The 13,262-nt window shown below is 62.2% G+C and carries 23 protein-coding genes, 1 tRNA gene and 1 pseudogene; 11 read left to right on the forward strand and 14 right to left on the reverse strand.

From position 1 onward, the window contains the following. Positions 1-82: 82 nt before the first annotated feature. The 3 genes and pseudogenes from ACVWW6_RS30100 to ACVWW6_RS30110 form a co-directional block, all read right to left on the reverse strand. Positions 83-569: pseudogene (locus ACVWW6_RS30100) on the reverse strand (DUF192 domain-containing protein). A gap of 124 nt (positions 570-693) precedes the next feature. Beyond that, on the reverse strand, positions 694-1,353 hold the full coding sequence (locus ACVWW6_RS30105; protein WP_038967130.1) for a cold-shock protein: 660 nt from the start codon (positions 1,351-1,353) through the stop codon (positions 694-696). A 198-nt stretch (positions 1,354-1,551) separates the two neighbouring features. Then, the gene (locus tag ACVWW6_RS30110) at positions 1,552-2,310 is read right to left on the reverse strand and encodes an SIR2 family NAD-dependent protein deacylase (protein WP_028171327.1); all 759 of its coding nucleotides are present in this window, start codon (positions 2,308-2,310) and stop codon (positions 1,552-1,554) included. 289 nt (positions 2,311-2,599) lie between these two features. Here ACVWW6_RS30110 and ACVWW6_RS30115 point away from each other — a divergent pair, with 289 nt between their 5' ends. Further along, a complete protein-coding gene (locus ACVWW6_RS30115) occupies positions 2,600-2,764 on the forward strand; it encodes a hypothetical protein (RefSeq protein WP_164933808.1) in 165 nt (54 codons plus the stop codon). A gap of 69 nt (positions 2,765-2,833) precedes the next feature. Here the strand turns inward: ACVWW6_RS30115 and ACVWW6_RS30120 are convergent, their stop codons facing one another. After that, the gene (locus ACVWW6_RS30120) at positions 2,834-3,124 is read right to left on the reverse strand and encodes a hypothetical protein (protein ID WP_060911939.1); all 291 of its coding nucleotides are present in this window, start codon (positions 3,122-3,124) and stop codon (positions 2,834-2,836) included. A 132-nt stretch (positions 3,125-3,256) separates the two neighbouring features. Here ACVWW6_RS30120 and ACVWW6_RS30125 point away from each other — a divergent pair, with 132 nt between their 5' ends. Both ACVWW6_RS30125 and ACVWW6_RS30130 read left to right on the forward strand, forming a co-directional pair. Continuing rightward, positions 3,257-3,634, forward strand: a complete 378-nt coding sequence (locus ACVWW6_RS30125; protein WP_456681909.1) for a hypothetical protein — start codon at positions 3,257-3,259, stop codon at positions 3,632-3,634. A 54-nt stretch (positions 3,635-3,688) separates the two neighbouring features. Continuing rightward, positions 3,689-3,862 (forward strand): hypothetical protein, encoded by a 174-nt coding sequence (locus ACVWW6_RS30130; RefSeq protein ID WP_011087179.1) that lies wholly within the window; start codon positions 3,689-3,691, stop codon positions 3,860-3,862. Here the strand turns inward: ACVWW6_RS30130 and ACVWW6_RS30135 are convergent. The 4 genes from ACVWW6_RS30135 to ACVWW6_RS30150 all read right to left on the reverse strand — a co-directional run bounded on the left by ACVWW6_RS30135 (position 3,859) and on the right by ACVWW6_RS30150 (position 5,820). After that, entirely contained in the window at positions 3,859-4,056 is a 198-nt protein-coding gene (locus ACVWW6_RS30135) for a hypothetical protein (RefSeq protein ID WP_011087178.1), read from the reverse strand. The genes ACVWW6_RS30130 and ACVWW6_RS30135 overlap by 4 nt on opposite strands. 324 nt (positions 4,057-4,380) lie before the next feature. Continuing rightward, on the reverse strand, positions 4,381-4,656 hold the full coding sequence (locus ACVWW6_RS30140) for a hypothetical protein (protein ID WP_456681910.1): 276 nt from the start codon (positions 4,654-4,656) through the stop codon (positions 4,381-4,383). A gap of 192 nt (positions 4,657-4,848) precedes the next feature. Continuing rightward, positions 4,849-4,986, reverse strand: coding sequence for a hypothetical protein (locus ACVWW6_RS30145; protein ID WP_171901269.1), 138 nt, complete (start codon positions 4,984-4,986; stop codon positions 4,849-4,851). 537 nt (positions 4,987-5,523) lie between these two features. Then, complete coding sequence (locus tag ACVWW6_RS30150) at positions 5,524-5,820, reverse strand: HU family DNA-binding protein (RefSeq protein ID WP_027542683.1); 297 nt, start codon at positions 5,818-5,820, stop codon at positions 5,524-5,526. Positions 5,821-6,158: 338 nt separating this feature from the next. Between ACVWW6_RS30150 and ACVWW6_RS30155 the strand changes: the two genes are divergently transcribed. Further along, positions 6,159-6,344: a hypothetical protein gene (locus ACVWW6_RS30155; RefSeq protein ID WP_027542681.1), complete on the forward strand. Its 186-nt coding sequence runs from the start codon at positions 6,159-6,161 to the stop codon at positions 6,342-6,344. A 201-nt stretch (positions 6,345-6,545) separates the two neighbouring features. Next, the gene (locus ACVWW6_RS30160) at positions 6,546-6,848 is read left to right on the forward strand and encodes a hypothetical protein (RefSeq protein ID WP_028171323.1); all 303 of its coding nucleotides are present in this window, start codon (positions 6,546-6,548) and stop codon (positions 6,846-6,848) included. A 103-nt stretch (positions 6,849-6,951) separates the two neighbouring features. Here ACVWW6_RS30160 and ACVWW6_RS30165 read toward each other — a convergent pair whose 3' ends face one another. Continuing rightward, on the reverse strand, positions 6,952-7,155 hold the full coding sequence (locus ACVWW6_RS30165; RefSeq protein WP_028171322.1) for a hypothetical protein: 204 nt from the start codon (positions 7,153-7,155) through the stop codon (positions 6,952-6,954). A gap of 172 nt (positions 7,156-7,327) precedes the next feature. On the opposite strand from ACVWW6_RS30165, the gene ACVWW6_RS30170 reads away from it, so the two are divergent. Then, the gene (locus ACVWW6_RS30170; protein WP_456681911.1) at positions 7,328-7,720 is read left to right on the forward strand and encodes a hypothetical protein; all 393 of its coding nucleotides are present in this window, start codon (positions 7,328-7,330) and stop codon (positions 7,718-7,720) included. Further along, positions 7,630-8,280: an alpha/beta fold hydrolase gene (locus ACVWW6_RS30175; protein ID WP_456683198.1), complete on the forward strand. Its 651-nt coding sequence runs from the start codon at positions 7,630-7,632 to the stop codon at positions 8,278-8,280. The genes ACVWW6_RS30170 and ACVWW6_RS30175 overlap by 91 nt, the downstream gene beginning before the upstream one ends. 124 nt (positions 8,281-8,404) lie before the next feature. Here ACVWW6_RS30175 and ACVWW6_RS30180 read toward each other — a convergent pair whose 3' ends face one another. Together ACVWW6_RS30180 and ACVWW6_RS30185 are read right to left on the reverse strand one after the other, a co-directional pair. Beyond that, positions 8,405-9,088, reverse strand: a complete 684-nt coding sequence (locus tag ACVWW6_RS30180) for a hypothetical protein (protein ID WP_304553213.1) — start codon at positions 9,086-9,088, stop codon at positions 8,405-8,407. A 107-nt stretch (positions 9,089-9,195) separates the two neighbouring features. Further along, positions 9,196-9,576, reverse strand: coding sequence for a hypothetical protein (locus ACVWW6_RS30185; RefSeq protein ID WP_271557437.1), 381 nt, complete (start codon positions 9,574-9,576; stop codon positions 9,196-9,198). A gap of 307 nt (positions 9,577-9,883) precedes the next feature. Here ACVWW6_RS30185 and ACVWW6_RS30190 point away from each other — a divergent pair, with 307 nt between their 5' ends. After that, positions 9,884-10,336, forward strand: coding sequence for a VOC family protein (locus tag ACVWW6_RS30190; RefSeq protein ID WP_161535011.1), 453 nt, complete (start codon positions 9,884-9,886; stop codon positions 10,334-10,336). Positions 10,337-10,625: 289 nt separating this feature from the next. After that, positions 10,626-11,264, forward strand: a complete 639-nt coding sequence (locus ACVWW6_RS30195) for a glutathione S-transferase family protein (RefSeq protein ID WP_304553212.1) — start codon at positions 10,626-10,628, stop codon at positions 11,262-11,264. Between the two features lie 134 nt (positions 11,265-11,398). Here the strand turns inward: ACVWW6_RS30195 and ACVWW6_RS30200 are convergent, their stop codons facing one another. The 3 genes from ACVWW6_RS30200 to ACVWW6_RS30210 are packed head-to-tail and all read right to left on the reverse strand — an operon-like array spanning position 11,399 to position 12,130. After that, a complete protein-coding gene (locus ACVWW6_RS30200; protein ID WP_011087169.1) occupies positions 11,399-11,566 on the reverse strand; it encodes a hypothetical protein in 168 nt (55 codons plus the stop codon). A 6-nt stretch (positions 11,567-11,572) separates the two neighbouring features. Further along, positions 11,573-11,818 carry a porin gene (locus ACVWW6_RS30205; RefSeq protein WP_304553211.1) on the reverse strand — a complete coding sequence of 82 codons (246 nt, stop codon included), beginning with the start codon at positions 11,816-11,818 and terminating at the stop codon, positions 11,573-11,575. Between the two features lie 57 nt (positions 11,819-11,875). Next, the gene (locus ACVWW6_RS30210; protein ID WP_028171312.1) at positions 11,876-12,130 is read right to left on the reverse strand and encodes a PilZ domain-containing protein; all 255 of its coding nucleotides are present in this window, start codon (positions 12,128-12,130) and stop codon (positions 11,876-11,878) included. Positions 12,131-12,355: 225 nt separating this feature from the next. Between ACVWW6_RS30210 and ACVWW6_RS30215 the strand changes: the two genes are divergently transcribed. Continuing rightward, positions 12,356-12,430, forward strand: a tRNA-Glu gene (locus tag ACVWW6_RS30215). A gap of 105 nt (positions 12,431-12,535) precedes the next feature. After that, positions 12,536-13,195 carry a hypothetical protein gene (locus ACVWW6_RS30220; protein WP_456681912.1) on the forward strand — a complete coding sequence of 220 codons (660 nt, stop codon included), beginning with the start codon at positions 12,536-12,538 and terminating at the stop codon, positions 13,193-13,195. Positions 13,196-13,262: the final 67 nt, after the last annotated feature.

The raw sequence follows: 13,262 nt of genomic DNA on the forward strand, positions 1-13,262 counted from the left end.
CCCTGTCGATACACGCTTCCCAAAGCGCCAGCAAGCGTCCTAAAGGCGCCGGCAAGGCCGGGAAGGCCCCCACCGGACGGCTCTATTTGCTGCCGAACAGCGGGTGGCCGACGCGATCGCCGGGGCGGATGCCGTATTTCTGCGCCGTTCCCGCCACCACCTCCAGAACGGCCCGCGCGGGGCCCTTGGACGAGATGATCTTGGTCGACAGCGGCTCGGTGTTCTCGGCAATGCGCAGGATGCGGCCGTCGGCGCGGATGAAGATCATGTCGAGCGGGACATAGGTATTCTTCATCCACATCGACACTTCCTGCTCGGGATTGAAGTCGAACAGCATGCCTTTTGCCGTCGGCCAGCTCCTTGCGGTACATCAGGCCGGTCTGCTTCTCCTCCTCGGTCGTTGCCATCTCCACCGAGAACACCTGCACGCCGCTTTTGGTGACGATCTCGAGCGGCTGGAAGCTCGCGGCTCGGACAGGTCCGCCCGCCACGACGACGCCGGCGATGAGCAGGATGGCGGCAAGCCAGCCCTTCGCAACGGACCAGACAGCCTTTCGATCAAGATTCATGGGATGGCACTCAGGGCGTGGGAATGGAACAGTCCTACGCGGCGACCGCCCGAAAAGCCAGAGGCGCGCCGGTCAGCCGGCGCGCGCCTGCTCACGATTGCGGGAATTGGCGATCCTGCCGCCGCTAGTGCGACTGCGGTCCGGGCGATCCGGTCTCGGGATGGATCTCGGCCGCCATCATGCCCTTGGAACCAGGCCCGAAGCGGACCAGGACATATTGGCCGGGGCGCAATTCGGTCATACCGAAGCGGCGCAGCGTCTCCATGTGCACGAAGATGTCGGGCGTGCCCTCGCCGCAGGTCAGGAAGCCGAAGCCGCGCAGCCGGTTGAACCATTTGACCTGGGCCCGCTCCAGCCCGCTGGTCGGGGTGACCGTGACATGGGTGCGCGGCGGCAGCATCTGCGCCGGATGGATCGCGGTCGACTCATCCATCGAGACCACGCGGAAGGCCTGGTAGCCCTTCGCGCGCTGGATGCATTCGACGACGATGCGCGCGCCCTCATAGGCGGTCTGGAAGCCGTCGCGTCTAAGCACGGTGACATGCAGCAGCACGTCCGGCCAGCCATTGTCGGGAACGATGAAGCCGTAACCCTTCGACGCGTCGAACCATTTGATGACGCCGTGGACTTCGACGAGGTTGGCGCTGGCCTCGCCAAGGCCGGTGAACGGGCTGAGCCCGCTCTCGCGGCCGCTGCCGTGCTCGCCCGGCGTCATGCGCCCCGGCGACGTGCCCTGTCCGGGAACTCCAAGCTTTTTGGACTCAAATCCGTCCGACGACCCCATAACCCCGGACCCCACACTGCCATGCAACCCGCCACATTGGCGGAGCTCGAATCACGCGTCTTAAGAGAATGTTCTCAATTCGACGCGACGCGAATCTTTCGACTCAAAAGATAACACTCCCGGTTGCGGCGCATAGACAAAAAAGAGATTCGCCGGAACCTATGAACAGCTTGCACAGCCGCGAATCAAACTAACGCCTCAATTGCCGACAAAGGGTCCGAGCGTTTCGCCGATGTCGTGGCGGATGACGAGGTCGGCGATGTCGTCCTGTTCGGTCGGCTCGCGATTGATGATCACCAAACGTGCACCCGCGCGCTTCGCCATCATCGGAAAGCCCGCTGCCGGCCACACCACGAGCGAGGAACCGATCGCGATGAAGAGGTCGCAGGCGCGCGACAGCGCGGTTGCGCGCTGCATCTCCTCCTCCGGCATCATCTGGCCGAACGAGATCGTGGCGGTCTTCACCGGCTCGTCGCACTCGGTGCAGTTTGGAGCGCCGTCCTGGTCGAATCGGCGCTTCACCCAGTCGAGCTGATAGGTCTGCCCGCATCCGACGCATCGCGCATAAGTAGTATTTCCGTGAAGTTCAATCACGTGCTCGTGCGCGAAGCCCGAGACCTGGTGCAGATTGTCGATGTTCTGGGTGATGACCGCGGGGACCTTGCCGGCGCGGTAGAGCGAGGCGAGCGCGCGATGGCCGCGGCCGGGCCTTGCCGCCGCGAAGGTCTCCTCCATCGCGAAGCGCCGGCGCCAGGATTCGTCGCGGGCCTCTTGGCTCGCAACGAATTCGTCGAACGGGATCGGACGGTTGCGCGTCCAGATGCCGCCCGGCGAGCGGAAGTCGGGGATGCCGCATTCGGTCGAGATGCCGGCGCCGGTGAACGGTACGATGGTCTTCGCCTCGGCGATCATGTCGCCGAGACGTTCAACGCCGCTGCGAAGATCCGATGCAATCAATCGCACGCCTCCCGCTTTGGTCTTGCGCTAGCTGCAAGATGCGCAAGCGACAAGATTGTTGACGCTGTTATCAACTGCGAACGCAGGTGCGCTCGGCAATTTTTTCCGCCCATCGCATATCACAATCCTGCAATGCCTCCTCCCCATTGACGCCCCAATCAGAAGCGCCAATGCATGTGTTATGCGACTCAAGGCCCGGTGCGGCGGCAGCGCTTGAGGACACTCGTAAACACGACCCTGTAAAAACAACCCGAGTAACATCGTCCAAGTGTGAACAGAGGGGATGGACATGACCGAAGACGAACAACGCAAGATCCGTGAACGCGAAGAGATCGCCGCCCGTGTCGCCGCCTTCCGTGCCACCCAGGAGAAGTTCAAGCGCGAGCGCGAAGAGTATTTCGTGTCGACGCTTGAGAACGCACGCAAGGTCGAGCGACCCTCGCTCTGGCCGTAGCACGCGCCTGATCGCCACGCATGAAAAAAGCCCGGAGCATCGCTCCGGGCTTTTCACTTACCCCCGCCGTTACCAGTGACGGTAATAGTGGCGGCGATAGTAATACGGTCCGTCGCCATAATAGGCGTACGGGCCAGGTCCGTAATAGTAGCCCGGGCTGTCATAATAGCCGTAGCCAGGGCCGTAATAGCCGTAGGGGTGGGACGCGGCGATCGCGCCCGCGGTGATCGCGCCGGCGGCAAGACCGAACGCGAGGCCCGGGCCGATGCCGCGGCCGCGCGCCTCAGCAGGCGCAGGCGCCGCCACCGCGGTCACGCCGACGGCTGCGACGGTGGCCAGAACTGCCAGTGTCTTTTTCATGAGCTCCTCCTTCGCGTCTGGGGTGACAACGCGAGTGCCGTTTGATGGTTGCGCGCGGCGCGGAACCGGAGCCGGTCAAAAAAAATCGATGCGAGGCGGAACGAAGTCGCCGTGCGGCGGTTGGAATTGCAAGTGCGAAGCCTCCGCTATCCGGTGAAGGCCCAGCACGAAAGCCCCGTCAGTATCCTCCGCGATGCTGGCGGGGTTTTTGTTCCACGGGAGCAAATGGGCAGCAGAGAACAACGGCTGCCGGCGGGGCGGAAGGCCGAGGAGGAAGGATTGCCGATATCCGCTTTGCTTGCCCGGATCCGCCGGCTCGTTCCCGGATCCGGCGATCGACATTACGACGAGATCGTCCGCAATTTCGGTGTCGGCGCGCTGCGCCCGCCGCCGACGCCGATGAGCGACGGCGAGCTGGCGCGGGCCATCGCCGAGTTCCTCAGGGAACAGCCCTCCTCCGAGTCCGTCGCGACCCTCGGCCGGCGGCTCGATCCCTCCTCCCGGCTCTAGGCGGACTTCTTGCTAGCGGATCTCTTTTGCGCGAGCCGGGAACAAGCGCCGCGCATGCAAGTTAAGGTTGTCTTCACGCAAGTGAGGTTCGATATGTTCGACATGCCCGTGTGGCTCGAAGTCTTGCTCAACCTGTCCGGCTATGCCGGCTTCGTCGCGCTCGCGAGCCGCGGCACCTCGTGCCCGCGCGCAGCGGCCGACGACCGGATCGGTGGTGACGAGCGCTAGTTGGTGTGCGGCGCCTGGCCTGCCGTGCGCACCAGCCGGTCGGCCTTGACCGCGACGCGCGTGTCCTCGGCTTGCTGCCGCAGCGAAAAACTGATTAGCACGAAAGCGAGACAGAACAGCGTGCCGACGATCGCAACGCGCCGGTAGGTGTGGCGGTCGCCTTGATAAAAGGACGGCTCTGAAAAAGGTGTCATGGCAAAGTGGCTTCTTGGCAAAGTCGTTTCTTGTCGTTGCCAGACACCTACTCCAACCCGCGGCAAGCGCAACGCGATTGGGCTTTTAACCTAACCGAATAGGGTTATCGTTTCCCGCGCAAGCTTTCGTTAGGAGTTGGCGCAGCGCCGTTTGGATCTCGGCCAGCCGCTTGAGGCATCGCGCGATCGCCGAGGCAGGCCCGCCCCTCGCCGACCGTTTTTGTTCCAGCTTCGCCCGCATTTCGTTCTCGAAGAACGAATCGGAATCGAAGAAATCGGCGCGGAGCAACTCTTAACGGGTGGTGTCGCGCGCGAAGATTCTCGTCACGTCGTCTCGGCCGGCGTCGATCGCAGCGGCATCACCTGCGGCACCGATCGAGCGCCGTTGCGCAGTCTCGCGTATGGCCTTGCACTCCTGTCAGACCAAAACACCTTTGCGATTTCGGCGAACATCCCGATCAACCAGCATGCATCCATGTCGCTCTCTCCTCGCTCATCTCCTGCGCGAAAGACGAGAACGGCACTGTGCGAGACTTCAGGCTGTCTCGTTCTGACACGCACGCTCGCATCGACATCGAGGACGCGCAACTTGTTCTGCATCCGACTCCATTTCGTTCTCGAAGAACGAATCGGAGTCGGGAAAATAAGCGAGAATCGATTCCTAACGATCGATGAAACCGCGTGCGCTCACGTCTTCGCCGGCAGACATCTTCGGTGGTGAAATATCGAGACCGCCGCAACCACGATGGCGATCTCGTGCGCCATCGCGGCCGGCGTCCGCCCGCGCGCGCATCACGCCGCGCGCTTCTCCTTGGCCTTCTCGGAGAAGCATTCGAGAATCTGGATGCGGAGTTCTTCTGCGGCCGGCCCCTCGACCTTCCTGAGCTCGTTCCAGAGTCTGATCACTTCGCGCTGTTTTTCGACGGTCATGAGTCACCTCCCAAAGGATTCTAAAAGATGATGGCCCATAGGAACAAAATGAGAACAAAAAGTCCAGCCCTCTCGCGCGATTTCCCACGCCCATCGTCTTGAACCTTTTGGGCGCCGCAAAGACCCATCGAGGCTGGGGATTTCAGCGCCCAGTCATACGGCAGCGCCGCCTGACGAACATACTCCGTCACGGCGGCGCTGTTGCTTTTTGGATTTTCTACCCCAGGTTTGATCTACGGCTGACGGCCAGGCGCTGAAATCCCATCGCCGTCAGTTTGGAAAGCCCCGCGCGAAAGCGCGGGGTTTTCTCTTTCTCTTCTTCGGAAGGCTGAACCTTTTACTGGGCTGGCGCGTCTCATTCCTGAAGCTTCCCCCAGGCTTCATCCCCATCAGAAAGCCCCGCTCCCCCCAGGCGGGGCTTTCGCTTTTGCGGACATCGCGCCGCCCAAGACAAAAACAAAGAGACAAAACAAAGAGCCCCGCTCCGACATCATCGGAACGGGGCTCTGGGCACGCAAGCGGTGCGCGATGGCAGGATCAGACGGCGTCCTTGGCGACCTTCAGGGGCGATGCCTTCACCGACTTGCTCGCGGGCTTGGCCGCAAACTGCATCGGCTCCTTGGTGAAGGGATTGACGCCCATGCGGGCTTCGGTCGCCGGCTTGTTCACGACCGACATCTTCACGAAACCGGGAATGACGAACTCGCCGGACTCGTTGAGCTCCTTGTAGCCGACCGTCGCCATGTACTCGATGACCGACTTCACGTCGTTCTTCGCAAGCTGCGTGCCCTCGGCAATCGCGTCGATCAATTGAGTCTTGGTCATCTTCGCCATGTCAAACGTCCTTCTGAATGGGGTGCGCGCGGGCTGTGGGGTAACCGTGCCGGGCACGCGACAAAGCCGCGCAGCGCGCTTTGTGTTCATGCCAGCGGTCAGGAAGTCACCGGGCTTAGAACCCATCGGGGCCGAAAACGCAAGCCGCAGTTTGACGTCGGTTCCGCCTGTTTCGGCGGGATGACAGCGCTTGCATCGACCCGCGCCGAATCGAATTCAGCAATGTCCATAGAGGGTTCTGCCGGTTCGCCAGCAGGCAGCAGCGATGCCCGTATTAGCCGAAGTCACGAAAGCCCCTAACCGGTTCTCTTTCGAAAGCATTTGTTGCATAGTGGCGCATGGCCAAAACAAAAGTGACGTTTAGAGCGGTCCGGATCGCCGATGGCGACTGGAAGATCCTGGCGGACTACCCCGACCACGAGCAGCGCGAAATCACCGGATTTACCAGCAAGGCGGATGCCGACGACTGGATCAACGGCGATCGCAAGATCGCGTGGCTCCGGTCCCAGGGCTACGCCAAGTGACTTAGCGCAAGTGACTTAACGCAAGTGACGTAGCGCTCGCGCGCGAAAACGGCGTTCACGGGCGGCCGCAAGCCACCTCATCCAGCCAGCTCAGCAAGACACCTCACCGTGAAACCTGTGGTTCGAGCCGTGTTGTTGACACTTCAGTAACCCAACGCATCCAAGCTCCCCTTGGTATCGTTGCGTTGGAGTATCCCCACAGTGCTGGATTTTCACGAGCTGCGTGAACTCGCGGCCGATGTTCGCGTGTTTGTCGATGTCGCCGAAGACAAGGCCGAGGCGCTCAGAGCCGTCATCGCGGCCTATGACGTCGTGCTGGCGATCTTCCCTTCCGAAGAGGGCATGGGCCTCCACGTCATCAAGGGCAAAGCGATCCTGGACAAGATCGCCAAATCACGCAGCCATGCGACCTACAGCCATACGGCGATCGCGGTCCCTGACCTCGAGCATGCCGAAGTGCTCAAGCTCCTGACGGCGCCTGCCGAGCAGCGGATCGCTGCCTAAGCGCAGACGGCGAGAAATTCAGCGGCGGGCCGCATCAGGTTCGTTCGCCGTTGCTCGGCGCCGAACAGGTCGAAGCCTCGGTTCTCGGGAGCCGAGGGCCTGCCTAGCTCTCGCTGGGCAAGCCATCGCGAACCATCCCGCCGACGGCTCCGCCCAAAATGACGGACACTGTGACGGGCCATACAGCCGCCATCACGATGACAGCTCCAAAGCGAACGTCCCTGTTGGGGCGATCGTAGGAGTCCATGGCCGTGAAAACGAACAGGGCAATCAGGCAACCGATCGCGTATTTCTTCTTCCAGCTCATGTGATGAGGACCTTATGAAGCCGAGCATTGGTCGCGCCGGCTTTTCCGTGGGTTCATCCGCGCCGTCGCGATCCGGTGGCCGCGCTAAATTCGTTCGCCCGATAGATCCGGCCTGCCAAAGCCCGCTATTGCGGCATAGAGAAAGGCTGCCAAAAGGCACGAGGAGAAAGCGATGGCCCAGTTCCAGCCTGTCGAGCCGTACGAGACTGGATTGCTGGATGTGGGCGACGGCCACCAGATCTACTGGGAATGTTGCGGCAATCCCGCGGGCAAGCCGGCGCTTTTCCTGCATGGCGGTCCGGGCACGGGCTGCTCTGTCGGTCAAAGACGATTTTTCGATCCTGATGTCTACAGGGCTGTGCTGTTCGATCAGCGTGGCTCCGGTCGCAGCCTTCCGCTCGCAAGTCAGTTGGGTCGAACCTGGCAAGCAATACCACCGCTCACCTTGTCGCGGACATCGAGAGGCTGCGCGAGCTGCTCGGTGTCGAAAGCTGGATCATCCTGGGCCTGTCCTGGGGCACCACGCTGGGCCTCGCCTACGCACAAGCTCATCCGCGACGCGTGAAGGCGATGGTGCTCGGATTCGTGACGACGACATCGCGTGCAGAGGTGCAATGGATCACGGGGGATGTCGGGCGCATCTTTCCAAGGGAATGGGAGCGCTTTTCCGAGACTGTCCCCCCGCATCTCCGCGGCATGCCGCTCGTCGATGCCTACGCAATTATGCTCGCCGATGCCGACGAGACAGTTCGCGACAGAGCCGCCCGGGCATGGTGCGAGTGGGAGGATGCCCACGTCTCGCTCACCCCGGGACATCGGCCAAATCCCCGATTTGACGACGCGGAGTTTCGATTGCGATTTGCGCGCCTGGTCACTCACTATTGGCGCCACGCCGCATTTCTCGCGGAGGATCAATTGATCCGCGACGCATCGAGATTGAACGGCATTCCCGGCGCCCTGATCCATGGCCGGTTCGACGTCAGCGGACCGTTGTCCACGGCGTGGCAATTGCACAAGCGATGGACGACGTCCAGGCTGCATATTCTCGAAGACACCGGCCACGGCGGCGGCAATGAGTTCATGCCCTTGGTCATCAGAACTCTGGATCAGTTCGGGAAGCTGTAGGCGCGTGAGCTGTTACGGTGTGGGACAGCCGGAATTACGGTCCAGTCCATCAAATTCACTCGCTAGCAACCCTGCCCATCGCTGCGGCTCCGTTGGCAAATGAACGGCAACAACATTTCGGATATCATAACCAATGCCCCTTGCCGCCGAGCCCAATTCTATTGAAGACGACGGCAAATTCATCCGGGGCGTTAGCGAAAAATATGCTCAGGATCAGCACCATAAGCGCGGCGACTTGTACACGAATATCGCCAAGCGCTTGACGTTCCAAGTTCTCGCGCAGTGTGGAAAGTGCCTGTGCCCGCTGCGCAGTTTCTTGTTCCAACAACTTGCGAAACTCGCGTTCGCTAGCATCGACCTTGAGCGATACTCTACCGAGCGTGGCTTGTACTTCCTGCAGTGTTCTCTGCAAATGCGCGACGCGTTCCTCCAGCGTGCCGGCAGTGATAATACTTGTCCCAACCGCTGCCATTGAACCGACACCCCTGAGAATTGCAGAGGCGCTGACGCTCCTAGGCGAGCGTCGAAAACCGATAAATCGCCATTCACCGACCCAACACAAGAATCCATAAAGTAGCGGCGTACGGTTCGCCTCCAGGAGCGACTTATTTAATTCCCAGGCGATGCTCATGATGGAGCCGATTTCTAACAAGATGCCATACCACCGCACGCGATCCTTCAGTTCGGTCTCAGAGAAGAATGTGTCTGATACATTCTGAACGGCGAGCCATAAGATGAAAAGGCCTCCCAGCGTGATCCAAATCACCATACCTTCGCGAAGCTTGTTTTTAAGCTCGGCCCACGCCATGCCCGGCTGCTGTAAGCGCCCCATGAAATCGTGCCTCACTGTTCACGTCCGCCTAAGCACCTGCTGTGTCTCTTGCAACGATAGCGTATTGCCACGGTGGCGCACGACTAGTCTGCAAGAAGCCTTGCGATCTCATCCGCATCCAGCCGCTTTTTATCGAACAATGCCAGAGCAAGTCGCTCAACCTTTGCGCAGTGTGCGGACAAGAGATCAGATGCACGGCCGTGCCCTTGATGCATCATCCTCAATTGCTCTTGCTCATCGAGGTCTCGCATTAGCTCCACCATCTTCCCATAGTCCCCCCAACCTGCTCCTTCATGTGTAGGAGCGTCAAAGAGCTTCTGAGCCTCCAAGCCCGCCGCGCAAACTGCAAGCTGGTCTACGAGGTCCGCATGGCCTGCGTCTTGGATTTCCGCAGTGCCCTTCGCGTCGTCACCACCGATCGCTATTTCGGCCTCGCCGACAGCTAGACCCAGACTCCATGCCACGACTATATGCCCGGCCTCATGGAACGCTGCGCCGCGTTGGTCTCTCTCTGATTGCTGATGGTACACGTGATTCTTTGCGCGAGGGTGGCGAAAGGGACCGTATCGTTGTTCGTACAATATTGGGGGACCCAATACCATCTACTGGACTCCGGAGGACTATGGTGACGGTGGATCAAATTCATTTGCCTTCGCCAGCCTGCTGACTTTGCCCCCGCCCCCTGCCCCTCCTCCCACTTTCCTGCTATCTCCTACCCCCGCCGTCCCGGCCCAAAGCAAAACCCTCCGACTGTCAAAGGGAGCAACAACCATGCGATACCTTCACACCATGCTGCGCGTGCGCAATCTCGATGTCGCGCTGAAGTTCTACCAGGATGCGCTGGGGCTGAAGGAGGTGCGGCGGATCGAGAACGACAAGGGGCGCTTCACGCTGGTGTTCCTGTGCTCGTCGGATGATCTCGAGGCGCTGAAGAAGCAGCCGCAAACGCGCGGCGCGCCGCTGGTCGAGCTCACCTACAATTGGGACGAGGAGAAGTACGGCGAGGATCGCTTCTTCGGCCATCTCGCCTATGAGGTCGACGACATCTACGCCACCTGCGAGAAGCTGATGAAGGCCGGCGTCACCATCAACCGGCCGCCGCGCGACGGCAACATGGCCTTCGTCCGTTCGCCCGATCTGCACTCGATCGAGCTGCTGCAGAAGGGCGAGCCGAAAGCGCCGCAGGAACCGTGGTCGTCGATGCCGAACACCGGCCACTGGTAGGGCCTTTTCCATAGGAACAAGCCCTCGCCGCGCACGTTCACTCCTCGACAAGATGATTGGAGGAGGACGCGATGGGACGAGGATTGTTGTTGTGGATGCTGGGCGTGCCGATCCCGGTGATCCTTCTGCTGTGGCTGTTCTTCGGCCACTGACGAGCTGGTTCAACCTGCAATGAAAGCTCTGCCCATGGCGGAGCTTTTTGCATGAGGGGCGCGCCGCAAACGCCGTCGTCCGGCACAGGAAATTCCGCTATCACCCGCACAATTGAAAACGCCGCGGGAGACGCTTCATGCCTGACACCAAGCTGACGATCTGGGGCCGCGCCAACTCGGTCAACGTGCAGAAGGTGCTGTGGTGCCTCACCGAGCTTGGCCTTCCCTACGAGCGCATCGATGCCGGCATGCAATACGGCAAGACCCGCGAGGCCGAGTATCTCGCGATGAACCCGAATGCGCGGATCCCGACGCTGGTCGAGGGCGACTTCGTGCTGTGGGAATCCAATTCGATCATGCGCTATCTCTGCCTCGCGCATGGACGCGGCACGCCGATCTATCCGGACGCGCCGAAGCAGCGAGCTTCGGTCGACCGCTGGCTCGACTGGACACTGTCGGCGGTGCAGCCGGTCGACCGCCCGGTGTTCTGGGGCATCGTGCGCACGGCGCCCGCCGAGCGCGACATGATCCAGGTGCAGCGCGATGCCGATGCCGCCGTCGAGGTCTGGGCGATCGCCGATCGCCTCCTCTCGACGCGCCGCTTCATGGAGGGCGACCAGTTCACGCTCGCCGATATCGCGATCGGCGCCTATGCGCGGCGCTGGCTCGGCGTCGAGGGCATCACCCGGCCGGCGCAGCCGAACCTGACGCGCTGGCTCGCCGAGCTCGGCAAACGCCCCGGATTTGCCCAGTTTGTCGCACCGCCGATGTCGTGAGCCGCTGGCGCGGCGTAAGCTGCGATGAGCGCGCGAGGAATCGTCATTCCGGCGCACGCGGCCGGCGGCATCGCCGCACTTGACGGCTACTGTGCATGGGGTTGTTTTCGCACATTTTGTTTTGGCGGCCGCGCCTAGAGCCAGCCGCGCTCGACGAGCAGCACGCAGATGATCAGCACCAGCGTCACGACAGCAGTGGCGAGCCGCGCCGGCCAGCTCAGGCCGCGGCCGACCCACCACAGCAGCGCGCAATACATCAGCACGGGGACGACGATATCGAGCCGCAACAGATCCGGCGGCATGCGGCTTTAGCGCCGGACCGCGGCGTCGACGCTGATCGAGCCGCCGATCTTCACGCAGGTGCCGGTGCCCTCGACCATGTGGTAGCCACGGCCATAGGACGCGCATGCGCCCGCCTTCGCCGTCCCGCCCGTGCCCTTCAGCGGCAAGGTCTTGCCCGCCTGCGGCGGCTCGGCAGCCGGAAGGCGCAAGCCTTCGGCCGCGGCCGCGGACGTGGCCAGCAACGAGATCAGGATGAGGAGCTGTGTGCGCATGCGAGCGTTCTAGCCCGGCGAGGTGCCGCGCGCCATCCGGGTCGCACTAGGTGGATGTCAGATGAACTTGATCCCGGCCGACTTGCCGCGGCGCCAGACCACCTGGCAGTTCCGCCCGGTGCGGGCATCGCGCGCGAAGGCCAGCCGGATCACGCCCGGAAGCTGGCTTGCGTCCTCGTCCAGGGTGATCTTGGCGCCCGAGCTCGAGATGTCCTGGACCAGGCAATGCCGCGCCGCGAACCCGCCGTCGAGCGTGATCCAGGCGTGTTGCGACAGCAGCTTGCGGTCGGCGCGCTTCTTGGGCGGTGGCATTGGCGTGAAATCTCCCGCTCCAGCGCTACCTCAGGGAGCCCTAAGAAACCGTTGAAATCGGGTCCGAATCATCCCCTCGCCGGCGCTGTCCACGGTTCCAAAAGACCGTTCCCGAACGGCTTGCCCACGGGCCGAAAGGCCACTATACGTTCGCCCGCTGCAAGCCGCCGGGCACGACTCGCGTGGCCGCGGCCGTGCCGTCAAAAGCGGCGGGGCTTAGCGTTTGCTCCCTTCGTCTATCGGTTAGGACGCCACCCTTTCACGGTGGAGAGAGCGGTTCGATTCCGCTAGGGAGCGCCATCCGCGCGACGGTGCGCGGACGATGCGGCGAAATTCACCGCCTTGCGCGTGAACCTCTCCGGCCCTCACCTCCGACCAACATCCTGTTGGAACCGGTGTGGACCCATGGAGCAGCGCAAATTCCTCTCGGACGGCCAATCCGGCATTGCCTCGCCGGCACTGCCGCCCTGGATGCAGCGCACGACGCCCTACACACCGGACCGCCGCGCCAGGATGCTGGAGCACATGGCGCGAGCGAGGTCGCTTCAGCAGCGCCAGGCCGCGACCGCGCCGGAGCCCTCGCGCGTCAGCGGCATGCACATTCTCGGCGACGCCTACGGCTACACGGTTCTGTTCGGACTGATGGCCCTCCTCTTCATGTCACGCGTTCCGCTCTACCTCGGCGCCTTTCTCTTCTTCGCCGACGGTGAGCGCATCGAGCGCGCGCTCGCAGCGATCGGCATCCGGCTCGAGCCCGATGCGCTCGGACCCGACCTCATCAAGAGCTTCGCATGCCTGTTCGGATGGTTCGCGCTGCTCGCGTCCCTCAAAGGCTCGGTGCCTTCCTGGCTGGTGCCATGGATTCCCCCGGCCGAGTCATGGGCGCTCCTTGCCGGCATCGCCCTCGCGCTCGCCATCGTCCAAGCATTCGCAACGCGCGCGCTGCGGCACGCATTGCCGTGGTTCGGATTGAAGGTCGGTGCGGAGAGTCTGGCCTGGAAAACGGCCAGGCTCCTTGTCGTCGTGGCCGTGCTGGCCTGTCTCGTTCTGCTCGGCTCTCTCTGAACGCCACGACCGAGCCGTCGCTCTCAATAACGGTGTTGTGAACTTGCGTGCCCCATAATCGGGACCT

It is taken from the genome of Bradyrhizobium sp. USDA 3311 (assembly GCF_054062495.1).

Coding starts and splice junctions, on each gene's coding strand:
- ACVWW6_RS30105 (WP_038967130.1), bottom strand. CDS start 1,353: ATGGGGTCGTCGGACGGATTTGAGTCCAAAAAGCTTGGAGTTCCCGGA.
- ACVWW6_RS30115 (WP_164933808.1), top strand. CDS start 2,600: ATGACCGAAGACGAACAACGCAAGATCCGTGAACGCGAAGAGATCGCC.
- ACVWW6_RS30120 (WP_060911939.1), bottom strand. CDS start 3,124: ATGAAAAAGACACTGGCAGTTCTGGCCACCGTCGCAGCCGTCGGCGTG.
- ACVWW6_RS30130 (WP_011087179.1), top strand. CDS start 3,689: ATGCAAGTTAAGGTTGTCTTCACGCAAGTGAGGTTCGATATGTTCGAC.
- ACVWW6_RS30135 (WP_011087178.1), bottom strand. CDS start 4,056: ATGACACCTTTTTCAGAGCCGTCCTTTTATCAAGGCGACCGCCACACC.
- ACVWW6_RS30140 (WP_456681910.1), bottom strand. CDS start 4,656: ATGCAGAACAAGTTGCGCGTCCTCGATGTCGATGCGAGCGTGCGTGTC.
- ACVWW6_RS30145 (WP_171901269.1), bottom strand. CDS start 4,986: ATGACCGTCGAAAAACAGCGCGAAGTGATCAGACTCTGGAACGAGCTC.
- ACVWW6_RS30150 (WP_027542683.1), bottom strand. CDS start 5,820: ATGGCGAAGATGACCAAGACTCAATTGATCGACGCGATTGCCGAGGGC.
- ACVWW6_RS30155 (WP_027542681.1), top strand. CDS start 6,159: ATGGCCAAAACAAAAGTGACGTTTAGAGCGGTCCGGATCGCCGATGGC.
- ACVWW6_RS30165 (WP_028171322.1), bottom strand. CDS start 7,155: ATGAGCTGGAAGAAGAAATACGCGATCGGTTGCCTGATTGCCCTGTTC.
- ACVWW6_RS30170 (WP_456681911.1), top strand. CDS start 7,328: ATGGCCCAGTTCCAGCCTGTCGAGCCGTACGAGACTGGATTGCTGGAT.
- ACVWW6_RS30180 (WP_304553213.1), bottom strand. CDS start 9,088: ATGGCGTGGGCCGAGCTTAAAAACAAGCTTCGCGAAGGTATGGTGATT.
- ACVWW6_RS30190 (WP_161535011.1), top strand. CDS start 9,884: ATGCGATACCTTCACACCATGCTGCGCGTGCGCAATCTCGATGTCGCG.
- ACVWW6_RS30195 (WP_304553212.1), top strand. CDS start 10,626: ATGCCTGACACCAAGCTGACGATCTGGGGCCGCGCCAACTCGGTCAAC.
- ACVWW6_RS30200 (WP_011087169.1), bottom strand. CDS start 11,566: ATGCCGCCGGATCTGTTGCGGCTCGATATCGTCGTCCCCGTGCTGATG.
- ACVWW6_RS30205 (WP_304553211.1), bottom strand. CDS start 11,818: ATGCGCACACAGCTCCTCATCCTGATCTCGTTGCTGGCCACGTCCGCG.
- ACVWW6_RS30210 (WP_028171312.1), bottom strand. CDS start 12,130: ATGCCACCGCCCAAGAAGCGCGCCGACCGCAAGCTGCTGTCGCAACAC.
- ACVWW6_RS30220 (WP_456681912.1), top strand. CDS start 12,536: ATGGAGCAGCGCAAATTCCTCTCGGACGGCCAATCCGGCATTGCCTCG.